Source organism: Thauera sp. WH-1 (genome assembly GCF_047806685.1).
Lineage (GTDB): Bacteria > Pseudomonadota > Gammaproteobacteria > Burkholderiales > Rhodocyclaceae > Thauera.
In genome coordinates this window covers 270,638-292,129 of the sequence record NZ_JBLQGP010000001.1, presented here as the reverse complement: position 1 = coordinate 292,129, position 21,492 = coordinate 270,638, and the positions used below count along the sequence as shown (strand labels likewise).

General features: G+C 67.4%; 27 protein-coding genes. 17 read left to right on the top strand and 10 right to left on the bottom strand.

The features are described 5' to 3' along the window. Nucleotides 1-2: 2 nt before the first annotated feature. The 9 genes from ACMV5O_RS01400 to ACMV5O_RS01360 all read left to right on the top strand — a co-directional run bounded on the left by ACMV5O_RS01400 (nt 3) and on the right by ACMV5O_RS01360 (nt 8,107). On the top strand, nt 3-1,343 hold the full coding sequence (locus ACMV5O_RS01400) for an NAD(P)/FAD-dependent oxidoreductase (RefSeq protein WP_416161782.1): 1,341 nt from the start codon (nt 3-5) through the stop codon (nt 1,341-1,343). Beyond that, nucleotides 1,343-2,101 (top strand): DUF1365 domain-containing protein, encoded by a 759-nt coding sequence (locus ACMV5O_RS01395; RefSeq protein WP_416161781.1) that lies wholly within the window; start codon nt 1,343-1,345, stop codon nt 2,099-2,101. Before ACMV5O_RS01400 ends, ACMV5O_RS01395 begins: the two co-directional genes overlap by 1 nt. Further along, nucleotides 2,101-3,342 carry a class I SAM-dependent methyltransferase gene (locus ACMV5O_RS01390; protein WP_416161780.1) on the top strand — a complete coding sequence of 414 codons (1,242 nt, stop codon included), beginning with the start codon at nt 2,101-2,103 and terminating at the stop codon, nt 3,340-3,342. Before ACMV5O_RS01395 ends, ACMV5O_RS01390 begins: the two co-directional genes overlap by 1 nt. Next, nucleotides 3,342-3,932, top strand: a complete 591-nt coding sequence (locus ACMV5O_RS01385; protein ID WP_416161779.1) for a chalcone isomerase family protein — start codon at nt 3,342-3,344, stop codon at nt 3,930-3,932. The genes ACMV5O_RS01390 and ACMV5O_RS01385 overlap by 1 nt, the downstream gene beginning before the upstream one ends. After that, nucleotides 3,929-5,392 (top strand): MFS transporter, encoded by a 1,464-nt coding sequence (locus ACMV5O_RS01380; protein ID WP_416161778.1) that lies wholly within the window; start codon nt 3,929-3,931, stop codon nt 5,390-5,392. Before ACMV5O_RS01385 ends, ACMV5O_RS01380 begins: the two co-directional genes overlap by 4 nt. Continuing rightward, nucleotides 5,389-5,919 carry a DUF3833 domain-containing protein gene (locus ACMV5O_RS01375; protein WP_416161777.1) on the top strand — a complete coding sequence of 177 codons (531 nt, stop codon included), beginning with the start codon at nt 5,389-5,391 and terminating at the stop codon, nt 5,917-5,919. The genes ACMV5O_RS01380 and ACMV5O_RS01375 overlap by 4 nt, the downstream gene beginning before the upstream one ends. A gap of 60 nt (nt 5,920-5,979) precedes the next feature. Then, nucleotides 5,980-6,816 carry an SDR family NAD(P)-dependent oxidoreductase gene (locus ACMV5O_RS01370; RefSeq protein WP_416161776.1) on the top strand — a complete coding sequence of 279 codons (837 nt, stop codon included), beginning with the start codon at nt 5,980-5,982 and terminating at the stop codon, nt 6,814-6,816. 2 nt (nt 6,817-6,818) lie between these two features. Continuing rightward, the gene (locus ACMV5O_RS01365) at nt 6,819-7,286 is read left to right on the top strand and encodes a nuclear transport factor 2 family protein (protein ID WP_416161775.1); all 468 of its coding nucleotides are present in this window, start codon (nt 6,819-6,821) and stop codon (nt 7,284-7,286) included. 218 nt (nt 7,287-7,504) lie between these two features. Then, nucleotides 7,505-8,107, top strand: coding sequence for an SCO family protein (locus ACMV5O_RS01360; RefSeq protein WP_416161944.1), 603 nt, complete (start codon nt 7,505-7,507; stop codon nt 8,105-8,107). A 5-nt stretch (nt 8,108-8,112) separates the two neighbouring features. On the opposite strand, the gene ACMV5O_RS01355 is transcribed toward ACMV5O_RS01360, so the two are convergent. The 7 genes from ACMV5O_RS01355 to ACMV5O_RS01325 form a co-directional block, all read right to left on the bottom strand. Continuing rightward, a complete protein-coding gene (locus ACMV5O_RS01355; RefSeq protein WP_416161774.1) occupies nt 8,113-8,445 on the bottom strand; it encodes a DUF5615 family PIN-like protein in 333 nt (110 codons plus the stop codon). After that, nucleotides 8,442-8,678 (bottom strand): DUF433 domain-containing protein, encoded by a 237-nt coding sequence (locus ACMV5O_RS01350; protein WP_416161773.1) that lies wholly within the window; start codon nt 8,676-8,678, stop codon nt 8,442-8,444. The genes ACMV5O_RS01355 and ACMV5O_RS01350 overlap by 4 nt, the downstream gene beginning before the upstream one ends. 44 nt (nt 8,679-8,722) lie before the next feature. Next, the gene (gene rpoH / locus ACMV5O_RS01345; RefSeq protein WP_416161772.1) at nt 8,723-9,574 is read right to left on the bottom strand and encodes an RNA polymerase sigma factor RpoH; all 852 of its coding nucleotides are present in this window, start codon (nt 9,572-9,574) and stop codon (nt 8,723-8,725) included. Between the two features lie 87 nt (nt 9,575-9,661). Further along, nucleotides 9,662-10,081 (bottom strand): type II toxin-antitoxin system VapC family toxin, encoded by a 420-nt coding sequence (locus ACMV5O_RS01340; RefSeq protein WP_416161771.1) that lies wholly within the window; start codon nt 10,079-10,081, stop codon nt 9,662-9,664. Continuing rightward, complete coding sequence (locus tag ACMV5O_RS01335; protein ID WP_416161770.1) at nt 10,078-10,341, bottom strand: antitoxin; 264 nt, start codon at nt 10,339-10,341, stop codon at nt 10,078-10,080. Before ACMV5O_RS01335 ends, ACMV5O_RS01340 begins: the two co-directional genes overlap by 4 nt. A gap of 88 nt (nt 10,342-10,429) precedes the next feature. Continuing rightward, nucleotides 10,430-10,720, bottom strand: a complete 291-nt coding sequence (locus ACMV5O_RS01330) for a type II toxin-antitoxin system RelE/ParE family toxin (RefSeq protein ID WP_416161769.1) — start codon at nt 10,718-10,720, stop codon at nt 10,430-10,432. Further along, nucleotides 10,717-11,025 carry a type II toxin-antitoxin system Phd/YefM family antitoxin gene (locus ACMV5O_RS01325; protein WP_416161768.1) on the bottom strand — a complete coding sequence of 103 codons (309 nt, stop codon included), beginning with the start codon at nt 11,023-11,025 and terminating at the stop codon, nt 10,717-10,719. The genes ACMV5O_RS01330 and ACMV5O_RS01325 overlap by 4 nt, the downstream gene beginning before the upstream one ends. A 150-nt stretch (nt 11,026-11,175) precedes the next feature. On the opposite strand from ACMV5O_RS01325, the gene ACMV5O_RS01320 reads away from it, so the two are divergent. The 3 genes from ACMV5O_RS01320 (at nt 11,176) to ACMV5O_RS01310 (ending at nt 13,129) form a co-directional block, all read left to right on the top strand. Then, a complete protein-coding gene (locus ACMV5O_RS01320) occupies nt 11,176-11,406 on the top strand; it encodes a type II toxin-antitoxin system Phd/YefM family antitoxin (RefSeq protein ID WP_012584826.1) in 231 nt (76 codons plus the stop codon). After that, nucleotides 11,403-11,804, top strand: a complete 402-nt coding sequence (locus tag ACMV5O_RS01315) for a type II toxin-antitoxin system VapC family toxin (protein ID WP_416161767.1) — start codon at nt 11,403-11,405, stop codon at nt 11,802-11,804. Before ACMV5O_RS01320 ends, ACMV5O_RS01315 begins: the two co-directional genes overlap by 4 nt. Nucleotides 11,805-11,977: 173 nt before the next feature. Beyond that, nucleotides 11,978-13,129, top strand: coding sequence for a porin (locus tag ACMV5O_RS01310; protein ID WP_416161766.1), 1,152 nt, complete (start codon nt 11,978-11,980; stop codon nt 13,127-13,129). Nucleotides 13,130-13,274: 145 nt separating this feature from the next. Here ACMV5O_RS01310 and ACMV5O_RS01305 read toward each other — a convergent pair whose 3' ends face one another. After that, entirely contained in the window at nt 13,275-14,675 is a 1,401-nt protein-coding gene (locus tag ACMV5O_RS01305) for an IS4 family transposase (RefSeq protein ID WP_416161765.1), read from the bottom strand. 698 nt (nt 14,676-15,373) lie between these two features. Here ACMV5O_RS01305 and ACMV5O_RS01300 point away from each other — a divergent pair. The 5 genes from ACMV5O_RS01300 (at nt 15,374) to ACMV5O_RS01280 (ending at nt 18,188) form a co-directional block, all read left to right on the top strand. Next, complete coding sequence (locus ACMV5O_RS01300; protein WP_416161764.1) at nt 15,374-15,613, top strand: type II toxin-antitoxin system prevent-host-death family antitoxin; 240 nt, start codon at nt 15,374-15,376, stop codon at nt 15,611-15,613. After that, nucleotides 15,613-15,990: a type II toxin-antitoxin system VapC family toxin gene (locus tag ACMV5O_RS01295; RefSeq protein ID WP_416161943.1), complete on the top strand. Its 378-nt coding sequence runs from the start codon at nt 15,613-15,615 to the stop codon at nt 15,988-15,990. Before ACMV5O_RS01300 ends, ACMV5O_RS01295 begins: the two co-directional genes overlap by 1 nt. A gap of 117 nt (nt 15,991-16,107) precedes the next feature. Continuing rightward, nucleotides 16,108-16,419 (top strand): hypothetical protein, encoded by a 312-nt coding sequence (locus ACMV5O_RS01290; protein WP_416161763.1) that lies wholly within the window; start codon nt 16,108-16,110, stop codon nt 16,417-16,419. Nucleotides 16,420-16,472: 53 nt separating this feature from the next. Next, entirely contained in the window at nt 16,473-17,051 is a 579-nt protein-coding gene (gene ampD / locus ACMV5O_RS01285; RefSeq protein WP_416161762.1) for a 1,6-anhydro-N-acetylmuramyl-L-alanine amidase AmpD, read from the top strand. A gap of 297 nt (nt 17,052-17,348) precedes the next feature. Next, the gene (locus tag ACMV5O_RS01280) at nt 17,349-18,188 is read left to right on the top strand and encodes a transglycosylase SLT domain-containing protein (RefSeq protein ID WP_416161761.1); all 840 of its coding nucleotides are present in this window, start codon (nt 17,349-17,351) and stop codon (nt 18,186-18,188) included. A 69-nt stretch (nt 18,189-18,257) separates the two neighbouring features. On the opposite strand, the gene ACMV5O_RS01275 is transcribed toward ACMV5O_RS01280, so the two are convergent. Both ACMV5O_RS01275 and ACMV5O_RS01270 read right to left on the bottom strand, forming a co-directional pair. Beyond that, the gene (locus ACMV5O_RS01275; RefSeq protein ID WP_416161760.1) at nt 18,258-19,430 is read right to left on the bottom strand and encodes a pyridoxal phosphate-dependent aminotransferase; all 1,173 of its coding nucleotides are present in this window, start codon (nt 19,428-19,430) and stop codon (nt 18,258-18,260) included. A gap of 102 nt (nt 19,431-19,532) precedes the next feature. Continuing rightward, entirely contained in the window at nt 19,533-21,380 is a 1,848-nt protein-coding gene (locus tag ACMV5O_RS01270) for a phosphoenolpyruvate carboxykinase (GTP) (RefSeq protein ID WP_416161759.1), read from the bottom strand. Nucleotides 21,381-21,492: the final 112 nt, after the last annotated feature.

Below are 21,492 nucleotides of genomic sequence, written 5' to 3'. Positions count from 1 at the left end.
CCATGAAGCTGGGTGAGCTCGAGCGTCTCGGTGCCGCCGGCCGCCGCGTGGCGGTGATCGGCGGCGGCATCGCCGGCCTGGCCAGTGCCTGGCTGCTGGCGCAGCGCGACGCGGTCACGCTGTTCGAGGCCGGCAGCTACGTCGGTGGCCATACCAACACCGTCGACGTCACCGTCGATGGGCTCACCCATCCGGTCGATACCGGCTTTCTGGTCTTCAACCGTCGCACCTACCCCAACCTGTGCGCGTTGTTCGCCCTGCTGCAGGTCGAGGCGGTGGAAACCGAGATGAGCTTCGGCCTCAGCCTGTCCCAGCCCGACATCGAGTGGTCCGGCACCGATCTCGGCAGCGTGTTCGCGCAGCCCCGCAACCTGGTACGCCCGGCCTTCCTCGCCATGCTGCGCGACATCCTGCGCTTCAACCGCGAAACCACCCGCATGGCGCGCGAAGGCACGATGCCGGCGCTGTCGCTGGGCGATTACCTCGAGCTCGAGGGCTACTCCGAGGCCTTCAGCGACTGGTACCTGCTGCCGATGGCGGCGGCGATCTGGTCCTGCCCGACCCAGGCGATGCTCGACTACCCGCTCGCGACCTTCGTCCAGTTCTGCCACAACCACGGCCTGTTGCAGATCTTCGATCGGCCGACCTGGATGACGGTGAAGGGCGGCGGCCGCAGCTACGTGCGGCGCATGCTCGCGCGTCTGGACGATGTGCGCGTCAATGCCCCGGTGCTGCGCGTGGTGCGCAATGCCGATGGCGTCTGGGTGCATACCGCGCACGGGCCGGAGCGCTTCGACGAGCTCGTGTTCGCCTGCCACAGCGACCAGACCCTGGCCATCCTCGGCAGCGAGGCCACCGCCGAGGAGCGCCGCATCCTCGGCGCGGTCCGCTACCAGCCCAACGTCGCGCTGCTGCACACCGACACCGCGCTGCTGCCACGGCGGCCGAAGGTGTGGTCGGCGTGGAACTACCTGGCCGGCGAGGGCGCGCCCGCTGCGCGGCCGGTGTCGGTCAGCTACCTGATCAACCGGTTGCAGCCGCTGCCTTTCGACACACCGGTCGTGGTCTCGCTCAACCCCTTCGTCGAGCCGGCTGCCGACAAGCTGATCCGTCGCATCGAGTACGCCCACCCGGTGTTCGACCAGGGTGCGATCGATGCCCAGGCTGCGCTGCCGGGCATCCAGGGGCGCAACCGGAGCTGGTTCGCCGGCGCATGGACCGGCTACGGCTTTCATGAGGACGGGCTCAAGTCCGCCATCGCCGTGGTCGAGGCGATGGGCGTGGAGGTGCCGTGGCGGCGCGGTCGCGTCCCTGCAGGCCTGCCGCTGGAGGCGGCAGCCTGATGCGCGCCGCCGTGTGCTTCGGCGCGGTGATGCATGAGCGCCATGTCGAGGCGCACAACCGCTTCGTCTATCCCACCGCCTTCCTGCGCCTGCCGCTGTCGCAGCTCGAGCGGCTGCAGGTGCCGCTGCTCGGTATCGAGCGCGCCAATGTGTTCTCCTTCCGCAGCCGCGACCACGGTGCGCGCGACGGTTCGCCCCTGCTGCCCTGGCTGCGCGGCCTGTTGCGTACGCACGGGCTCGAGGCCGTGTGCGATGGCGAGGTTGTATTGCAGACCATGCCGCGCCTTTTCGGCTTCGTCTTCAACCCGGTCAGCTTCTGGTTCTGCCACGACCGCGAGGGCGCATTGCGGGTGGTGCTGGCCGAAGTCAGCAATACCTTCGGCGAGCGCCACAACTACCTGGTGCACCACGGCGACCTGCGCCCGATCGTCTCCGGCGACGAATTGCGCGCGCGCAAGTGCTTCCATGTCTCGCCCTTCTTCCCTGTGAGCGGGGAGTACCGCTTCCGCTTCGAGCAGCGCGGCGCGGTGCATGCGGTGTCGGTCGACCTGTGGGACGGCGGTGCACTGCAGCTCGCCACCCGCCTGTCGGGCCGCGCCGAGGCGCTCGACGGGGGCGCGATGGCGAAATGGCTCGCGCGCCAGCCCCTCATGACCCTGGGCGTCGTTGCCCGCATCCATTGGCAGGCCCTGCGCCTTGCACTGCGGCGGGTGCGCTTCTTCCGCAAGCCGCCACCCCCGATCGAGGAGACCACCTGATGAACGCCCTGGACCATGCCCTGCAGCCGATCGCCGGTGTGCGCCTCACCCGCATGCCGCGCGCCACCCGGCTGTGCCTGGAAATGCTCGACCGCCTCGACGGCGGCGCGCTGGTCGTGGAATTGCCCGATGGCTTGCGCCTGCGCGCCGGCCACGGCCCGCTCGTCGCCCATCTGCGGGTGCGCGACCATGCGGTGTTCGACGAGGTGCTCGCCCGCGGCGACATCGGCTTCGGTGAAGCCTGGATGGACGGCCTGTGGGACACGGAGGATCTCACCGCGCTGCTGCGCCTGCTGTCGGCCAACCGCGACCGCCTGCAGGACGCGATCTACGGCCGGCTGTTCCGCCTGCTCGGCCACCGCCTGCAGCACCTGCTGCGCGCCAACACCCGCAGCGGCTCGCGGCGCAACATCGAGGCCCATTACGACCTCGGCAACGACTTCTACGCGCTGTGGCTGGACCCGACCATGACCTATTCGGCGGCGGTGTTCGCCTCGCCCGAGGAGTCGCTGGCCGAGGCCCAGCTGCGCAAGTACCGCCGCATCCTCGACGAGCTCGGTGCCCGGCCGGGGCAGACGATCCTCGAGGTCGGCTGTGGCTGGGGCGGCTTTGCCGAGGTCGCCGCCACCGAGTTCGGCTGCAAGGTGCTCGGCATCACGCTGTCGCCGTCGCAGCTCGCCTTCGCCCGTGCGCGCGCAGAGCGTGGCGGCTTTGCCGATCGGGTGGATTTCGCGCTGTGCGACTACCGCGACGTGCGTGGCCAGTACGACCACATCGTGTCGATCGAGATGATCGAGGCGGTGGGCGAGCGCTTCTGGCCGACCTACTTCGGCCAGCTCGGCGCGCTGCTCAAGCCGGGCGGGCGCTGCGTGGTCCAGGCGATCACCATCGACGATGCGCTGTTCGCGCGCTACCGGCGCGGCACCGACTTCATCCAGCGCCATGTCTTCCCCGGCGGCATGCTGCCCAGCCCGGGCGCGGTGGCCCAGCAGGCGCGGCGTGCCGGGCTGGCGACCGTCGGTGACTTCGCCTTCGGCCGCGACTATGCGCGCACGCTCGCCCACTGGCAGCGCCGCTTCGAGGCCCAGGCCGCCGCGGTGCGCGCGCAGGGCTTCGCCGAGCGCTTCCTGCGCATGTGGCGCTTCTACCTGTCCTACTGCGAGGCCGGCTTCGAGACCGGCGACATCGACGTGCACCATTACGTGTTCGCGCATGCGGACGGCACTGGCGGGAGCCGCTGATGCCAGGCCGGGCTGCAGTCCTCTGCCGCCTGCTGGCGCCGGTGCTGGTCGCCGCCGCCATGCTGGCCGCGGTGCCGTCCTTTGCGCGCGAACTGCCGCCCGCGCTGCAGGGCGAGCTGCAGCGTATCGGCGAAGGCGAGCTGCGCTGGCTCGGCTTCAAGCTCTATGACGCGGCGCTGTGGGCGAGGCCCGCGGTGGTGGCCGCGCCGCCTGAGGACGAGGCCGAGGTGGCGCAGGTGCTCGGCGCCGAGCATGCGCTGTCGATCCGCTACGCACGCGCGGTGTCGTCCGATCGCCTGGTCGAGCTCAGCCTGGGCGAGATGCGTCGCCTTGGCTTCGATGACGAGGCGCAGCTGGCGCGCTGGGGGCAGGCGCTGGCGCGCGCCTTGCCCTCGGTGGAGGCGGGCGAGACCCTCGTCGGCCTGCACCGGCCGGGCGAGGGCGCGCAGTTCTGGCACCAGGGTCAGCCCACCGCCGCGCTCGACGACGCCGAACTGGCCGCGGCCTTCTTCGCGATCTGGCTCGATCCGCGCACGCGCGAGCCGCGGCTGCGCGCGCAGCTGCTCGGCCTGGCGGAGCGCGGGCGATGAGCGCCGCCGCCGGCGCTGCACCTGACCCGGGCACCGGCACCGATTCGCGCCGGGCGCTGCTTGCCTATGGCGCGCTCGGCCTGCCGCTGGCCTTCGCTGCGCTGCCGATCTACGTCCATGTGCCGCGCCTGTACGCCGAAGGGCTCGGCCTGCCGCTAGCGCTGGTGGGGGCGGTGCTGCTCGCCGCACGCATCGTCGATGCGCTCACCGACCCGCTGATCGGCTGGGCCAACGACCGTCTGCCGCGGCGCCGGCTGTGGATCGCGCTGGCGCTGCCGGCGCTGGGCGCCGGCATGCTCGGCCTGCTCGCGCCGCCCGCACAAGCCGGTCTCGGCTGGCTGTTCGGGCTGCTGGTCGGCGTCTCGCTGGCGTGGTCGGTGGCGACCATCGCCTACAACGCCTGGGGCGCCGAGGTGGCGCACACGCCGCTGCTGCGCACCCGCTACGTTGCCAGCCGCGAGGCCTTCGGGCTTGGCGGCGTGGTGCTGGCGGCGGCCTTGCCGGCGGTGCTGGCGCTGGGCGCCGGCGAGGCGACCGGGCTGGCGCGCCTGGCCTGGTTGTTCCTGCCGCTGCTGGCGGTGTTCGGCCTGTGGACGCTGTGGCGTGCGCCTGCCGCGCCCGTCCGCACGCTGGCCGCCGACGCGGCGGAATTGCTCGAGGGCAGCAGGGTGGAGGCAGCAGGACGCGGGCGGGACCACGTTGCAGGCCCTCACCCGCGCACCGCGGATCGGCCCGGGAAGGCCACGCCGCTGTGGGCCGGTCTGCGCGCAACCGTGCGCGACGCCGGCTTCGGCCGCCTGCTCGCGGTGTTCGCCGCCAATGGCATCGCCGCGGCGATTCCGTCGGCGACGGTGCTGTTCTTCGTCGCCGACGTGCTCGGCGCGGCGCAACTCGCCGGGCTCTTCCTGGTGCTTTATTTCGTCGCCGCCGCGGCCAGTCTGCCCTTGTGGGTGCGGCTGTCGCAGCGCATCGGCAAGCTGCGCGCCTGGCTCGCCAGCATGGTGCTGGCAGTGGCGGTGTTTGCCTGGGCCGGACTGCTCGGCGAGGGCGCCGTGCTCGCCTACGCGCTCATCTGCGTGTTGTCGGGCCTTGCGCTCGGTGCCGACCTCAGCCTGCCGCCTTCGCTGCTCGCCGACCTCATCGCGCGCAGTGCGGCCGGGCGTGCGCAGCCGCGCCTGCAGGCGGGGGCGTGCTTCGGCTGGTGGAACTTCGTCGCCAAGGCCAACCTCGCGCTGGCGGCGGGGCTGGCGCTGCCGCTGCTCGCGCTGCTGGGCTACGCGCCGGGCGCGCGCGAGCCGGGCGCGCTGGCGGCGCTGGCGGCGGTGTATGGCTTCGTGCCGGTCGTGCTCAAGCTGGGTGCGATCGTGCTGCTGTGGCGCTGGCGCGCCTGGATCGAGCCGGGCGTGCCGTCTGCCGACGGCCTGCGCAAGGCGGCTGCATGTGGGGGAGCGCAATCGTGAGACGTTTCTTGGTATGGCTGGTGGCCGTGGTCGGCCTGTGGGGGTGTAGTACGGTGAATGTCGATCAGTACCGCGCCGAGCAGCCGGTGCTCGAGCTGCGCGATTACTTCAACGGCACGCTCGACGCCTATGGCATGTTCCAGGATCGTTCGGGCAAGGTGGTCAAGCGCTTTCACGTGCTCATCGAGGCGAGCTGGGAGGGCGAGGTCGGCACCCTGGACGAGCACTTCACCTACTCCGACGGCAGCACCCAGCGCCGCGTGTGGACGATCACCCGCCTCGGGCCGGGGCGCTACAGCGGGCGCGCGGACGACGTCGTCGGCGAGGCCAGCGGCGAGGCCGCGGGCAATGCGCTGCGCTGGCGCTACGTGCTGGCGCTGCCGGTCGATGGCAAGGTGTACAACGTCGATTTCGACGACTGGATGTTCCTGATGGACGACAAGGTGATGCTCAACCGTTCGCTGATGAGCAAGTGGGGTTTTCGCCTCGGCGAGGTCACGCTGTCCTTCTTCAAGCGTACGGACTGAGCGGCGAGTGAGGCGGGGGTGGCGAGTGACAGGCAGCATGCAGCTCCGAGGGCGGCAGCAATGACGGCGACGACGGTGATCCGGACAACGCGCGGGCTGTTTTCCCCGCTCAACACCCCGATCCGCGACTGGCAGGGGCGGCGAGTGTGGATCGTCGGCGCCTCCACCGGCATCGGCGAGGCGCTGGCGCTGGCGCTGGCCGCGCGCGGCGCGCGGCTGGCGCTGTCGGCGCGCGGCGTGGAGCGGTTGCAGGTGGTGCGCGCGGCCTGCCTCGAGCGTGGCGTGGCCGAGCCGGACTGCGTGGTCGAGGCGCTCGACCTCGCCCGGGATGGCGACTTCGCCCGCGCCCAGGGCGCGCTGCTGGCGCGCTGGGGCGGCGTGGACCTGGTGGTGTTCAACGCCGGCACCTACCGCCCGCTGCGCGCCTGGGAGCTGAGCGCCGAGGCCGTGCGCGAGACGGTGGCGCTCAACCTGGTGGGTACGCTGTGCGGCGTCGGCGAGCTGGTGCCCGCGCTGCTGCGCCAGGGCAGCGGGGCGATCGCCCTGGTCGGCAGCGTGGCGGGCTACGGCGGCCTGCCCAAGGCCACCGTCTATGGGCCGACCAAGGCGGCACTGATCAATCTCGCCGAGACGCTGTACCTGGATCTGTCGCCGCGCGGCATCGACGTCTTCCTGATCGACCCCGGCTTCGTCGCCACCCCGCTCACCGCCGCCAACGACTTCCACATGCCGGCCCTGCAGACGCCAGCGCAGGCCGCGCAGGCGATCGTCGACGGCTTCGCGCGGGGCGACTTCGAGATTCACTTTCCGAAGCGCTTCACCCGCGTGCTCAAGCTCCTGCAGTGGCTGCCGCGGCGCTTCTACTTCCCGCTCGTGCGGCGGGCGACCGGACTATGAGGGTGAAGGACACGGGCCTCGATGGCACGGACCTCGGCGGCACGGGGCCTGGGGCAAGCGCCGCCGAGGCCGTGGCGCGCTTCTACGAGACGCTCGCGCCGCACACGCTGGCCGGGCTCGACGCGCTCTACGCCGCCGACGCGCGCTTCAAGGATCCGTTCAACGAGGTCGTCGGCACGGCGGCGATCCGCCGCATCTTCGCGCACATGTTCGACACCGTGGACGCGCCGCGCTTCGTCGTCACCGAGCGCATCGCGCAGGGCGCGCAGGCCATGCTGGGCTGGGACTTCCACTTCGTGCTGCGCGGCCGGCCGGTGGTGGTCCACGGCGTGACCCATCTACGCTTCGACGCCGGCGGGCGGGTGGTGCTGCACCGCGATTATTGGGACGCCGCCGAGGAACTGTACGAGAAGCTGCCGCTGCTGGGCACCTTGATGCGCGCACTGCGCAGGCGGCTGTCGGCAGGCTGAGGTCGGGCTGCAAGGCGTTTGCGTGCAGGCGGCCGGCGCCGGATTGCGGTTGGGCGCCTGCGTTCGGGTGGGCTCGAACGCCCGTGCGCCTTGATGACGGACAAGCCGCTGAGGCGGCTGCGGCCGTTTGCCGCATTGGGTTCCGGCGCGCCGTCGATGGGTCTATCATCGGGCGCTGATTCAGCCGTCACACAGGCAAGCCCATGTCCTTGTCCCCCATGCCGTCCGCCCTCATCGCGCGCCTGCGTGCGTTCGTCTTCCCGGTGCTCGCCCTGGGGCTGCTCGCCGCCTGCGCGCCGGCCGAGCCGGTGTTCCGCAGCACCGACATCAGCGGCGCCGAGTACGGCAAGAACCTGCGCCTGACCGACCATCACGGCCAGCAACGCACGCTCGCCGACTTCCGCGGCAAGGTCGTCACCCTCTTCTTCGGCTACACGCAGTGCCCGGACGTATGCCCCACGGCGCTGGTCGGCATGAGCGAGGTGATGGGCCTGCTCGGCCCGGACAGCGATCGCGTGCAGGTGATCTTCATCACCGTCGACCCCGAGCGCGACACCCAGGCGCTGCTGGCCGAATACGTGCCGGTGTTCGATGCGCGCTTCCTCGGCCTGCATGGCACGCCCGAACAGATCGCCGCCGTCGCCAAGGACTTCCGCGTCTTCTACCGCAAGAGCGGCGACCTCGAGGGCCACTACACCATCGACCATTCGGCCGGCACCTACGTGTTCGGGCCGGACGGCCGGCTGCGGCTTTACATGAGGCACGGCGAAGCTCCGCAGGTGGTCGCGGCGGACATCAAGGCGCTGCTGGAGGGGAAGTGATGCCTTCAGCGGATCTCTATGATCCGCTCGCCGCGCTCGAGCGCCGAACGCAGTGGTGCAAGTACGGATTCGAACGCAGCCAGGAGGGCTGGCTTACGACAGTTACCAAGACGAACCCAGACTACCTGAGGCGGGACCTGCCCAAACTGGTCGGCGAGCATCCTGAAATCCTCGTCTTTCGTGACGATCGCCAAGCTACCAGCACGGGCATACGTCCTGATTGCCGTGTCGGACGCGCTTTCGAGGCCTACGTCATTGACGTGACTCGCCTCGAAGCCGCACTCAGCCAGCCAGCGGGCCAAAGCGACCGGTAGCTGCGCGTCAACGAGCAGCTTCACGCGGCAATCAGTACGGTGTGGTCAGCCTGGCGCGCGGCATATTCGAGCACGGCCCGGATGTCGGCCTCTTCGAGCAGCGGGTAATCCTCGAGAATCTCTTCCACGCTTGCCCCCGCGCCCAGCAGCGCCAAGACGTCCGACACGCGGATGCGCAGGCCGCGCACGCAGGGCCGTCCGCCACATTGGTCCGCGGAGATCGTGATTCGCTTGTGGAGCTCACTTGCCTGTCGCATGCCTACTCCTTGAGGCGTGAGTCAGCGGCAGTATAGCTGGCTATTCACACTACCGCCGCCAGCATGCCGCGCATCTTCTGCATCGCCTTGGCCTCGATCTGGCGGATGCGCTCGGCCGACACGCCGTACTCGGCCGCCAGCTCGTGCAGCGTGGCGCTGTCGCCTTCGGTCAGCCAGCGGCGCTGCACGATCGCGCGGCTGCGTTCGTCCAGGCTGGAGAGCGCGTTGCGCAGGCCGCTGTCCTGCAGGTGGGCGAGCTCGGCCTGCTCGATGACCTCGGACGGCTCGGCCTGCGGGTCGGGCAGGTAGGAGATCGGGGAAAAGCGTTCGTCCTCGTCGTCGCTGCCGGCGTCGAGCGGGATGTCGCGACCACCGAGGCGGGTTTCCATCTCGACCACCTCTTCCGGCTTGACGTCGAGCTGGGCGGCGATCGCCCTGACCTCGCTCGGGTTCAGCGTGGCGCTGTCTTTCTTCATGCCACGCAGGTTGAAGAACAGCTTGCGCTGCGCCTTGGTGGTGGCGATCTTCACCAGGCGCCAGTTCTTGAGGATGTATTCGTGGATCTCGGCCTTGATCCAGTGGATCGCGAACGACACCAGCCGCACGCCGCGGCTCGGGTCGAAACGCTTGACCGCCTTCATCAGGCCGACGTTGCCTTCCTGAATCAGGTCGGCATGCGGCAGGCCGTAGCCGAGATAGCCGCGCGCGATGGCGACGACGACGCGCAGATGCGACATCACCAGTTGCCGTGCCGCATCCACGTCGCCCTCGTCGCGCAGCCGCGTCGCCAGTTCCACCTCCTGCTGCTCGCTCAGCATCGGCATGCGATTCACGCTCTGGATGTATTGGTCCAGGCTGCCGGCGGCGGGAACGGGAAAGGTCAGGGCGTGTGACATGGGCTTGGGTCCTCCTTGTGCGCCTCAATATTAGCACTCGGGGCGTGAGAGTGCTAAGGGGCGGCGGGAGTTCCGGGGTGGCCTTTTTCAGTCTTTTTCGGCGGACACCCAGTCCTCGACGCACAAACCCGAAATGCGCCTGAACTCGCGCGTATTGTGGGTGACCAAGGTGGCCCCCTCCGCCAGCGCGTGGCAGGCGATCCACAGGTCGTTCGCGCCGATCGGTGTGCCTGCCTCCCTGAGGCGGGTGGCCTGTTCCGCGTAATGCCGGCAGATGGCGGGATCGGCGGGGTAGCGCACTGGTACCTGGCGTGTCAAGGCGTTCAGCCGCCGCAGCACCTCCGTCTTGCGGGTGCTGCGCTCGGCGCCTTTCAGCAACTCTGCCCAGGTCACGAAAGACATGCACAACGTATCGGTCTCGGGGAGTGCGTCGACGCGCTGCGCGAGGCTGGGCGGCTGGTTCTTGATCAGGTAGATGAGGATGTTGGTGTCGAGCAGGTAGATCACAGCGCCTCGCGCTCCTGCACAGGCAGCGCCGCCTCCCGCTCGGACTCGAGTGCGGCAATGAAGTCGTCGTCTACTTCGCCCAGCGCTTTAAGGGCCTGCATCAGGGCGGTGCCACGCTGTACGCGCAAGGGGTGAATCACCAGGTCGCCCGCGTCGTTGCGCGTGATGCTGACGCGGTCGGTGTCGAGGCGGAACTCTGCCGGGATGCGGACCGCCTGGCTGTTGCCATTGTTGAAGACGCGGCTTAGCAGTGTTTCCATCATGCCACCCTTTGTAATTACGATTATGTGTGTATATTAGTGTTTGTCTAACAGTTCGGCAAACCTTCGCTGCTCCCTTCGTGGCATCTCAGTGGCGCGCAGGAAATTCCCTTGCGGTATGAACGACGTTCAGCACGACCACCGCGTCGTCAGTGACTTGCACGAGGGCGACGTAAGGTAGCCGGCGAACGACGAGCTCACGTACCCCCGGGATTCGTGCACTTGCCCGAATACGCTCGGGGAAGACGCGCAAGGCTTCGATCTCGGCAACGATGCGCGAATGGACGGCTTCCGCAGTCAGGGGGCCTGCCTCCGAGTGGTAATAAACAAGGATCTCCTCAAAGTCGTCCAGCGCCTCGTCAGTCCAGAGGATGTTCATGCACGACGATTCCGTGCTGCCACCCGCTCGCGTAGCAGCGCCATGGCTTCGTCGTGGGCATGTAGCGTGGTCTGGCCCGCATCGATGCGTTCGAGCGTCGCCGTGACCTTCTCGAAGAGCCAGCCGTCGTAACCGGGCGTCTTGTCGAGCAGGAATTCGGGCAACAGTGTGTCCGCTGCGTCCTCGATCGACACCATGATGCCGACGGGGCGATCGTTCCTGGTGATGACGACCGGCTCCCGGCGCGATGCATCGAGGAATTCGCCGAATCGGTTCTTCGCTTCGCGTGCGGTCATGACTTTCATGATCAGTGTCCTGATTAGCGTTGAGATGAGTCCATAGTAGCTACTTTAGGCGGTGCGGCAAGCGTCTGTATCCGGGATGGTGGATTGGGCTTGATCTCATGTGCAACCATGGTCATGATCATGGTCATCTATTGTCCAGGGAGTACGACCATGCAAACCATCCAGGCCTCCGAATTCAAGGCTCGCTGCCTCGCCCTGATGGACCAGGTGGCGGCTTCCGGCGAGATCCTCGTCGTCACCAAGAACGGCAAGCCGGTCGCCGAGCTGCATCCCTATCAGGGCGCGCGGGCATCGTCGCCTTTCGGGCTGCACCCGGGCGTGCGCATCTTGGGCGACATCGTGTCGCCGGTCGCCGACGAGGACTGGGAGGCCTTGTCGTGATCGTCCTCGATACGCATGTGCTCATCTGGATGGATGCCGACGATGCCGCGCTCGGCCCGCAGGCGCGCGCGCGCATCGGGCAGGCGTGGTCCGCGGGCGAGGTCGCGGTCAGCGCGATCAGCTTCTGGGAATGCGCGATGCTTGTAGAGAAGGGCCGCATCGTCCTGCCGCTTGCTGTTGAAAGCTGGCGGGCAGGCCTGCTGGGCGCCGGGCTGGTCGAGATTGCGCTCGATGGCCGCATTGCGCTTGCGGCGGCGGGATTCGCCGACCTGCATCTCGACCCTGCGGACCGCTTCATCGCCGCCTCTGCGGTCGTGCGTAGCGCGACGCTGGTGACGGCGGACGAGAAGCTGTTGGCATGGAATACGGCCCTGCCGCGGCTCGATGCGCGGCGCTGAACGGCCGTTCTGTTGCACGTCCGCAACAGCAAAGCCCGGAATGTGGCGTTTTCGCGTTGTCATGCTTGCAAGGCCGGCGGCAGGTTTGCAGAATCGCCTCAACTTCTCGCCAGAGAGGTGAGTAGGGCCGAGGCAGGTGCCGCGGTCTCAACTTCAAATTTGAGGAGAAACATATGCAGAAGAAACTGATCGCGCTGGCTGTTGCTGGCCTCGTTTCGGCCCCGGCCTTCGCTCAGTCGAACGTGACCGTCTACGGTGTGGTCGATGCCGGTCTTGCCTACGGCGAGCATGGCGATACCGACTTCCGCGGCGTGCTGAGCGGCGTGCTGTCGGGTAGCCGCATCGGCTTCCGTGGCACCGAAGACCTGGGCAACGGCCTGAAGGGTGTCTTCGTGCTGGAGCAGGGTTTCGACATCGGTAATGGCGTGGCTTCGCCGGCCGTTGGTGGTGCTGGTACGAGCCTGACCCCCGAATACGCGACCAGCGCTGATTCGACCGATGGCGATTCCGTCTTCTCGCGTCAGGCTTACGTTGGCCTCAGCGGCGCCTTCGGTACCGCCAGCCTCGGCCGTCAGTACGCTCCTGGCTACTTCTTCAACTACGATGCCGTTCTGGGTGCCTACGTTTCGCCGCAGTCGATCCTTTCGAATGCTGCTGGCATGACCATCACCCCAAACAGCGCCGCCCGTTGGGATAACTCGCTGGCCTACACCGGCTCGTTCTCGGGTCTGACGGTCCGCGCCATCTGGGCTGCTCGTGGCAACGAAGTGACGCGTGCGACGCCGAGCACCACGACTGGTGCCGATGGTGCCAAGCCGAGCTACGACGACGCTTGGGGTCTGAGTGCTGAATACGCTAATGGCCCGATCAAGGCTGGTGCTGTTTATCACCAGGCCAAGGGTGACACCTTTGGTTCCGCTACTCCGCGTCGCGACAGCAAGCAGAAGGAGTGGGGTATCGGTGGTAGCTACGACTTCGGTGTCGTTACGCTTGCCGCTTCGTACCAAGATGCTGAGTCGCTGCGCAATGCCCGCGATGAAGACGCAGATCTGTGGCAAGTTGGCGTGATTGTTCCGGTTGGCGCTGCTGGCAACGTCCATGTCGCTTACGGCGAAGTCGACTACGACAACCAGAACAAGGCTGGCGCCAAGAGCTACTCGCTGGTCTACACGCACGCTGTGTCCAAGCGCACGACTGGTTATGTGGGCTTCAACCGCACCGAGAACGACAGCAATGCCTCGAAGTTCGGTCTGGTTCCGACCAACACGAGCAACACTGGCGACGACTCCGACGTCTTCACTGTCGGCGTGCGTCACACCTTCTAATCTGTTATCTGGACAGGTTTGAAAGTAAGAACGGGCCTTCGGGCCCGTTTCGTCGTTTACTGCGTTTACTGCGTTTTCAACGGACGGGGCATGGCGTCGCTCGATACCTTGGGAAATTGGAAACAGGGGACAGACCCCAATGGCACTACCTTAAGAGCGCCATGTCATGCATATGTCGTTTCTTGAGAAGCTCGTGGCGCACTTCCTGCCGGGGCTGCGTGAGTAGTCGGCGTGGCTTTGGTCGTCGCTTGACGGCGCGAGGCTCAACACGTCCAGGCCGATGAGGCAGCCGCATTTGGGCGATGCCGGCGAGCAGAGATGCGCGACAGACGCCCAAGCGGCCGCGAGGACAATGGCGCAGCGTCTCCTCGAAGGCGCGCAGCAATTGCAGCGCGCCCTTGAAGCTGAGCTCGCGTGGCAGCACGTGCCCGAGTTGCGCCGCCTGGGCCATGACCGCACGTACCAGGTTGTAGGCGAGCAGGTGAACGGCAATCTCCTTTTCCACCATCTGCGGGCTCTTGCAGCGCAGCACGTCCATCTGCATGACAGCCTTGATCGAGCGCAGGTCCAACTCGACCTGCCAGCGCGCCCGATAGAGCGCGACCAGTTCGTGTTTGGCCACGGCATGGGCGTCGAGCAGACTGGAAATCAGCGTCCAGCCGCCGGCGCGCACCTCGCGCATGAGCAGCGTGTCGGGCATCAGGGCGTAATCGGCTTCACTCATCCAGGGCGGGCGCTTGGGCCGCGGCCAACTCACCACGTGATCTCGCACGCCCAAGCGCCGGCCGCAACGAAAGTCGCTGTGTCGGCGCTGGTGCTGTCGAATGACCACGTCGATGCCCAACTGCATCAATCTGGCGATCATGAAATAACCTGCGTAACAGCGGTCGGCGATCACCACGTCGCCGGGCCGAAGCTGCTGAGCCAGCGCCCACATCAACGCCGTCTCGCCCGTCTCTTTGCCCTCGCACGGTCCACACGCCCACTCGAGCACCGCCCCGCACGACAGCGACACGATGGCAACCAGTCGCGCCAGCGGAAAGCCCAAGCCGGGCTTCTGTTCGCGGTTCTGCGGGAAGCGCGCCTGATTGGGCGCCGTATCGGGCATCGACACGGTCGTCCCGTCGACCAGCTTCACCGGTCTGCCGCGCCACAACCAGGCCGCTGGTTGGCCAGCGCTGAGCCGCGCACCCACCTCGCGTCCGAGCCGATCGATGAACGGGAGCCGCAACCGTGCGCGCGCCTTGCAGTACGGACCGGTATTCAGACTGCCGGGCCGTTGGCCCAACGCTACTCGTGCACTGACGCCTCGGGCCACCGCGTCCTGGCAACTGTGGTCGGCACCGAGCACCTGTTCGATGAAAAGCGCCAGGGTCGTCAGCGGCCCATACAGCCGTTCGCGCCAACGCCCGAATTCTTGCGCGATCCGCTCGATCAGCCACTGACGAGGAATCACCTCGCCGAGGGTCCCTTGCACGTGCTGTGCAAAGCGTGCCCGAAACCGGCGCACCTGCCCGGTGAGCCGAGCTTTCTTGCTAACATCCATTGGGGCTGACCCTCCAGCGCTTTGAATCACGGCTTCGACAACCGAATCATAGCGCCAGAGGTGTTCAGCCCATCACTATCTCATTGATAAAAAAAGAATAATTATTGAGGTAGTGCCATTGGGGACAGACCCAACTCTTCCCCGCGTTGAGCGGCGACAACGATTCCAGGATGTGTGCGCGGTGTTCCTGGAGAGGCGAGGACTGTCCGAGCCCGCAGGGCGAGTTCCGCAGCCTCGGAAGGAAGGCCGCGTGCGCGTCCCTATCGCGAGCCGTGAAGCCGGCAACGCCAGGGGCCGATCTTTCATACGCCGACCGGCGAGTCGTCCAAGGCGAGTAGTGCGCCGAGTCCCTGCTCGACCACGCGTTGATCGCATCTGGCGAGCGTACCGAGCTTCCGACGCAGCAGGCGGTGGTCGAGGGTGAAGCGTGGAAATATGGGACACGATTCCGAACCACTGGATTCGGCCATCCTCAAGGCGGCAGAATCGGGCGCGTTTGCACATGCCGCGCTGCCTGCCCGAGCGACGAGCCTCGTGGCCATCGCCGAGTGCCCCCTCGGCGTTGAGTGCGGTTTCGCTCCGGACTTCTCTTGTCACCGTGGCAGTGTTGGGCGCGCGAGGTGCCCGTGCGGTGCATGCCTTGTGCGACTGCGCTTCCTGTTCTAGTGTTCACGTGTTTGTGAAACAAGGAGATGGTCATGGAGGCGACGATCAGGGATTTGCGTTTGCACACGGCAGCGGTGCTCGCGGCGGCGGATCGCGGTGAGCGTGTGACGATCACCAGCCGAGGGCAGGTGAGGGCCGTCTTGATGCGTTCGGAAGAGGTGGATGGGCAGGGGCGTCCGTCGCGCAACCCCGCGTTCGGTTTGTGGGCTGATCGGCAGGACGTTGTAGACGAAGCGGTACGGAAGCTGCGACAGCCCAGAGCCTTGCCGTGATGCTGGTCGACACGGATGTCCTGATCTGGAACCTGCGCGGCAACGCGCGGGCGGCAGATCGCCTGGATGGGATGCCTGGTTTCCTGGTCTCGGCCGTCACCTATATGGAGCTCGTGCAGGGGGTGCGTGACAAGGGCGAGTTACGTGTCCTCCGGCAAGCCTTGTCCTTCTGGTCGGCGAGAGTGGTGCAGGTGGATGAGGCCATCTCCGCGCGTGCCTGCTTTCTCGTCGAGCAGTATGCGCTCTCTCATTCCATGCAGATGGCGGATGCGTTGATCGCAGCGACCGCGCTCGAACGGGGCCTCGATCTGCTGACAGCGAACGATCGCCATTATCGTCATGTGGATGGAGTGGGCATCGAGGTGTTTCGGCCGTAAAGCGGTCTGCAGCGCCGCATTGCCCCTCCGCTGCCAACTTTTCTTCATCACCGGGGTCATTGTTCGGCGCGCGTCAGTCGCGCGACCTTTCCGAGAACCGACCAGGAGATGACCCCGATGCAGAAGCTGCTCACCGCCTCGATCCTCGCCCTTGCCGCCACCACCGCGCAGGCCGACCCCGCCGTGATGTTCGGCATCAACTACAATTTCGGCGGCGGCGGCCCGGGCCTGTCGGTCAAGGTGCTGTCGAGCGACCGCGAAGACCGTACCGTGGCCTCGGTGGGGGCGAACTACTACCCGATGATGAACCGTGTCGGCCTCGACCTCGGCGTCGGGCGTACCTTCCAGAACGGTGCGGCGACGGTGGGCTGGGATGTGATCAACAGTGCGCCGCAGGCCAGCATCGGCTACGTCGATACCCGGCGCTGAGAATGTGAAAGGCTGAGTGTGGCGTGATTCGAGATCTTCAGCAGAGGTGCGGGGTGCCGGTCGAGGAACTGGCGCAGCTGGCGTTGCGCACGTGCGCGTCGCCCAACCACGATGCGCGCCCGGCCGGCGTGGCCGTGAGCCTGATCGTGGTGCATGCGATCAGCCTGCCACCGGACGAGTTCGGCGGGCCGGGCGTCGAGCAACTGTTCACCAACACGCTCGACCCCGACGCTCATCCCTATTACGCCACCATTCACCAGCTGCGTGTGTCGGCGCATTACTTCATCCGCCGCGATGGCGAGACGCTGTGTTTCGTCGATCCCGCGCGCCGGGCCTGGCATGCCGGCGTGTCGTGCTGGCAGGGGCGCGAAGCCTGCAACGATTTCTCGATCGGCATCGAGCTCGAAGGCTGTGACACGCAGCCCTTCGAAGCAGCACAGTACGCGTCGCTGGCGCGGCTGATCGGCGCCCTGCGGGCGCGTTTCCCGATCGCCGACGTGGTCGGGCACTCGGATATCGCCCCCGGGCGCAAGACCGATCCCGGTCCGTTCTTCGACTGGAGTCGGCTCGCAAGCCTGCTTTCCAGCGGCAATGACAGACGGGCAGGCGCGCATTCCCATGTCAAGTTTTGACAAAATGTTTGTCCGCGCATAGAATTCGCCCGGTGTTGCGTTGCAACATTTTTATTAATCACGGTGCGGCGCCGCCCTCCCGAGGGTTGGTGACAGTTTCATGGACGCTCGCACCGCGGGGTCCGTCGTCTGGTTGCGGCGATGGGCTTGAACACCTACTGGCGACCGAGCCTGCATGCCCGCCGACGTGGCCCATCCGCCGCGCGACGTGCGCGCTGTCCCAACCGGCAGCGCCGACCCACAGCCCCAGCCGGGCAGGGTCATGGCAGCAGCTCAGGCCACAGCACGGAGGACACCATGAAACACGCAACTCGATTCAACGCGCTCGCGCGTCAGGCGGGCGGTGTCGCGCTCAGCGTGGCACATGCAGGGGTTCTTTCACTCGGTCTGATGGGCATGGCCCATGTGGCGACCGATGGCGACTGGACGCGCCTGCAGTTCGAGCAAACTTTCTCGCTTGCGGCTGAAGAGCCGACCGCGATCACGCCCACGGCGGCCGAACTCGCGATGACGGCGACGGCCACCGATCGCGTGGTGCCGCCGGTGAGCGCGCTCACGCCGGTCGAGCCGGCGCCGCGCATCGTGCATAGCCCGGTGAAGCTCGAGGTCAAGGGCCTGGCCGCGCTGGCGGAGGATCCCTTCGCCCAGGACGAGGGCGAGCTGTCGCTCGAGATGGCCAAGGTGCGGGACTGGATCACCGACACCTACCGCGTCTCCGAGACCACGATCGTGCCCGCCCTGGCCGCGGCCGAGGCCTCGGCGCAGGAGCTCGGCTTCGACCCGCTGCTGATCGTCGCCATCATGGCCGTCGAGTCCAGCTTCAATCCGCGTGCGGTCAGCAACATGGGCGCACAAGGCCTGATGCAGGTCATCCCGCGCTACCACCAGGACAAGATCGCCCCCCATCGCGGCAAGAACGTGCTGTTCGACCCCGAGGTCAATGTCCGCGTCGGCACGCTGGTGCTGCATGAAGGCTTGCAGCGCTACGGCAGCCTGCAGCGTGCGTTGCAGTACTACAACGGCGCGCTGAAGGATCCGAAGGCACGGTATACGCGCAAGGTCATGGCGCTGAAGAAGCGCCTGATGACGATCGCCGGCCGCGACACCACGCGTACCAGCCTCGAACAGGCGAGCTGACCCGCCAGCGCGCGGCGCGCCTGCGCCAGCGCGCACTTCAGCACTCCGGCTCAGCGCCCTGCCGCCTTTTCAGGCGCGCAGGGCGCTGATGCGTTCGACGGCCTCGAGCAGGCGTTCCTTGCGTGTCGTGTAGGCGATGCGCAGGTGGCGGCGCGGCAGATGGTGGCCGAAATCGAGCCCCGGCGTGGCTGCGACGCCCGCCTCCTCGATCAGGCGCCGTGCCAGGGCTTCGGAGTCGTCCGCCAGCGGCGAGATGTCGGCGTAGATGTAGAACGCGCCCTGCGGTTCGGTGGCGATGGTGAAACCGATGTCGCGCAGGGCCGGCAGCAAGGTGTTGCGCCGCGCGGCGAATTCGGCCCGCCGCGCTTCCAGGATCTCCAGCGTGCCCGGCGCGAAGGCCGCCAGTGCGGCGTGCTGCGCCGGTGACGAAGGTGAGATGAAGAAGTGCTGCGCCAGCTTCTCGATCTCGCGCACATAGGCGGGCGGGGCCACCAGCCAGCCCAGGCGCCAGCCCGTCATGCCGAAATACTTGGAGAAGCTGTTGACCACGAAGACGTCGTCCGCCGCATTGAGGATAGGGTTCGACAGCGCAGTGGCCGCGTCCACCCCGTAGCTCAGGCCCTGGTAGATCTCGTCCACCAGCAACAGCCCGCTGCGCCGGTGGGTGACCTGATGCAGTGCAGCAATCTCGTCGATGTCGAGCAGCGTGCCGGTCGGGTTGGAGGGCGTGGCCACCATCAGGCCGCGGCTGCGGTTGCCCCAGGCGGCGTCGACCTGGGCGGGGGTGGGCTGGTAGCGCGTCTGCGCATCCACCGGCAGCGCGCGTGCCACCCCTTCGTAGGCGCGCACCAGGTGGCGGTTGGAGGGGTAGCCGGGGTCGGGCAGCAGCCATTCGTCGCCGGGGTCGGTGGTCGCCGCCAGGGCCAGCATCAGCGCGCCCGAGGCGCCGGCGGTGACGATGATGCGCTCGGGCGCGACCTCGGCATCGAGGTGATCGTGGTAGAAGCGCGCGATGGCCTCGCGCAGGGCGGGCAGGCCGAGCGCCGGGGTGTAATGCACGTCCCCACCGGCTATGAAGCGCGTCGCCGCCTCGATGATGGGCTGCGGCGTGGCGAAATCCGGCTCGCCCACCTCCATGTGGATGATGTCCCGCCCCTGCGCCTCGAGCTCGCGCGCCCGGCGCAGCAGCTCCATGACGTGAAAGGGCTGGATGTCGGCGGCGCGGCGGGAGAGCATGGGCATGGCGGGCTCCTGGGTGCGTGTCGGGCGGGTACGCGAGGCTACGGGGTCGAAAAGAAAAAGCGCCGACCGGCGGCGCCTTTTCGGTCGGGCGAGGGGCAGGGCTCAGTCGGTGTTGAGCGCCAGCTCGAACAGCTCGCGCTTGAGCACAAGCTGGCGCGGCAGGCGGTCCTGCAGCTTGTCGAACCACTCCTTGTGCGAGTTGAGCTCGGTGCGCCAGGCGTCGGCGTCGACCTTGGTCAGGGCCTCGAACGCCTCGCGGCTGATGTCGGCGCCGGTCCAGTCGAGATCCTCGAAGCGCGGCATCCAGCCGAGCGCCGTCTCCTTGGCCTGGACCTTGCCCTGGCAGCGTTCGACGATCCACTTAAGCACGCGCATGTTCTCGCCGAAGCCGGGCCACATGAATTCGCCCTTGTCGTTCATGCGGAACCAGTTCACGCAGAAGATCTTGGGCGTGTCCTCGACGACGTGGCCCATGCGCAGCCAGTGGTTGAAGTAGTCGCCCATGTGGTAGCCGCAGAAGGGCAGCATCGCGAAGGGGTCGCGGCGCACCACGCCCTGTGCGCCGAAGGCGGCGGCGGTGGTCTCGGAGCCCAGGGTCGAGGCCATGTACACGCCGAAGTTCCAGTTGAAGGCCTGATACACCAGCGGCACGGTGGTGGCGCGGCGGCCGCCGAAGATGAAGGCCGAGATCGGCACGCCGGCGGGGTCTTCCCAGGCCGGGTCGATCGACGGGCACTGGCTGGCGGGGGCGGTGAAGCGCGCGTTGGGGTGGGCGGCCTTGCGCCCGGTTTCGGCGGCGATCTCGGGCGTCCAGTCCTTGCCCTGCCAGTCGACGAGGTGGGCGGGGGCCTGCTTGCTCATGCCTTCCCACCACACGTCGCCGTCGTCGGTCAGCGCGACGTTGGTGAAGATGATGTTTTCCTTCAACGTGGCCATGGCGTTGAAGTTGGTCTTCTCGGAGGTGCCGGGGGCGACGCCGAAGTAGCCGTATTCGGGGTTGATGGCGCGGAACTTGCCATCGGGCCCGGGCTTGATCCAGGCGATGTCGTCGCCGACGGTGGTGATCTTCCAGCCGTCGAAGGTCTTCGGCGGGATCAGCATGGCGAAGTTGGTCTTGCCGCAGGCCGACGGGAAGGCGGCAGCGACGTAGGTCTTCTCGCCCTGCGGCGACTCGACGCCGAGGATCAGCATGTGCTCGGCCAGCCAGCCTTCGTCACGCGCCATGGTGGAGGCGATGCGCAGCGCGAAGCACTTCTTGCCGAGCAGGGCGTTGCCGCCGTAGCCCGAGCCGTAGGACCAGATCTCGCGCGTCTCGGGGTAATGCACGATGTACTTGGTGGTCGGGTTGCACGGCCAGCGGCTGTCCTTCTCGCCGTGGGCGAGCGGGGCGCCGACGGTGTGCACGCAGGGCACGAACTCGCCGTCGCTGCCGAGCACCTCGATCGCGCCACGGCCCATGCGCGTCATGGTGCGCATGTTGGTGACGACGTAGGGGCTGTCCGAGATCTCGACGCCGATGTGGGCGATCGGGCTGCCGAGCGGGCCCATCGAGAACGGGATCACGTACATCGTACGGCCGTGCATCGAGGCCTTGAACAGGCCGTTGAGCGTCTCGCGCATCACCGCCGGGTCTTCCCAGTTGTTGGTCGGGCCGGCGTCGGCCTTGTCGCGCGAGCAGATGAAGGTGCGGTCCTCGACACGGGCGACGTCGGAGGGGTCGGACCAGGCGAGGTAGGAGTTCTTGCGCTTTTCCGGGTTGAGCTTGATCAGCATGCCCGACTCGACCATCTCGGCGCACAGGCGGTCGTATTCTTCCTGCGAGCCGTCGCACCAGACCACGCGGTCGGGCTCGGTCAGCGCAGCGATTTCGCCGACCCACTTCTTGAGACCTTCGTGGCGGACGTAGTCAGGGGCGGCCGCAATGGCCGCCTGGGCGTGGTTCTGAGACATGTGTACAGCTCTCCCGTGCTGTGATGCGAAACCATCCCCGTCGGTCGGCCATCGCGGATGCAGGGTGCTGCCTGGCCGGCGGGCTGCGAAAGCTCATAATTATGCCATGGTC

Excerpts from the sequence above, each read along its gene's own strand:
- ACMV5O_RS01400 (WP_416161782.1), top strand. The coding sequence starts at position 3 with ATGAAGCTGGGTGAGCTCGAGCGTCTCGGTGCCGCCGGCCGCCGCGTG.
- ACMV5O_RS01395 (WP_416161781.1), top strand. The coding sequence starts at position 1,343 with ATGCGCGCCGCCGTGTGCTTCGGCGCGGTGATGCATGAGCGCCATGTC.
- ACMV5O_RS01390 (WP_416161780.1), top strand. The coding sequence starts at position 2,101 with ATGAACGCCCTGGACCATGCCCTGCAGCCGATCGCCGGTGTGCGCCTC.
- ACMV5O_RS01385 (WP_416161779.1), top strand. The coding sequence starts at position 3,342 with ATGCCAGGCCGGGCTGCAGTCCTCTGCCGCCTGCTGGCGCCGGTGCTG.
- ACMV5O_RS01380 (WP_416161778.1), top strand. The coding sequence starts at position 3,929 with ATGAGCGCCGCCGCCGGCGCTGCACCTGACCCGGGCACCGGCACCGAT.
- ACMV5O_RS01370 (WP_416161776.1), top strand. The coding sequence starts at position 5,980 with ATGACGGCGACGACGGTGATCCGGACAACGCGCGGGCTGTTTTCCCCG.
- ACMV5O_RS01360 (WP_416161944.1), top strand. The coding sequence starts at position 7,505 with ATGCCGTCCGCCCTCATCGCGCGCCTGCGTGCGTTCGTCTTCCCGGTG.
- ACMV5O_RS01350 (WP_416161773.1), bottom strand. The coding sequence starts at position 8,678 with ATGCGACAGGCAAGTGAGCTCCACAAGCGAATCACGATCTCCGCGGAC.
- rpoH (WP_416161772.1), bottom strand. The coding sequence starts at position 9,574 with ATGTCACACGCCCTGACCTTTCCCGTTCCCGCCGCCGGCAGCCTGGAC.
- ACMV5O_RS01335 (WP_416161770.1), bottom strand. The coding sequence starts at position 10,341 with ATGGAAACACTGCTAAGCCGCGTCTTCAACAATGGCAACAGCCAGGCG.
- ACMV5O_RS01330 (WP_416161769.1), bottom strand. The coding sequence starts at position 10,720 with ATGAACATCCTCTGGACTGACGAGGCGCTGGACGACTTTGAGGAGATC.
- ACMV5O_RS01325 (WP_416161768.1), bottom strand. The coding sequence starts at position 11,025 with ATGAAAGTCATGACCGCACGCGAAGCGAAGAACCGATTCGGCGAATTC.
- ACMV5O_RS01320 (WP_012584826.1), top strand. The coding sequence starts at position 11,176 with ATGCAAACCATCCAGGCCTCCGAATTCAAGGCTCGCTGCCTCGCCCTG.
- ACMV5O_RS01310 (WP_416161766.1), top strand. The coding sequence starts at position 11,978 with ATGCAGAAGAAACTGATCGCGCTGGCTGTTGCTGGCCTCGTTTCGGCC.
- ACMV5O_RS01305 (WP_416161765.1), bottom strand. The coding sequence starts at position 14,675 with ATGGATGTTAGCAAGAAAGCTCGGCTCACCGGGCAGGTGCGCCGGTTT.
- ACMV5O_RS01300 (WP_416161764.1), top strand. The coding sequence starts at position 15,374 with ATGGAGGCGACGATCAGGGATTTGCGTTTGCACACGGCAGCGGTGCTC.
- ACMV5O_RS01295 (WP_416161943.1), top strand. The coding sequence starts at position 15,613 with ATGCTGGTCGACACGGATGTCCTGATCTGGAACCTGCGCGGCAACGCG.
- ACMV5O_RS01290 (WP_416161763.1), top strand. The coding sequence starts at position 16,108 with ATGCAGAAGCTGCTCACCGCCTCGATCCTCGCCCTTGCCGCCACCACC.
- ACMV5O_RS01280 (WP_416161761.1), top strand. The coding sequence starts at position 17,349 with ATGAAACACGCAACTCGATTCAACGCGCTCGCGCGTCAGGCGGGCGGT.
- ACMV5O_RS01275 (WP_416161760.1), bottom strand. The coding sequence starts at position 19,430 with ATGCCCATGCTCTCCCGCCGCGCCGCCGACATCCAGCCCTTTCACGTC.
- ACMV5O_RS01270 (WP_416161759.1), bottom strand. The coding sequence starts at position 21,380 with ATGTCTCAGAACCACGCCCAGGCGGCCATTGCGGCCGCCCCTGACTAC.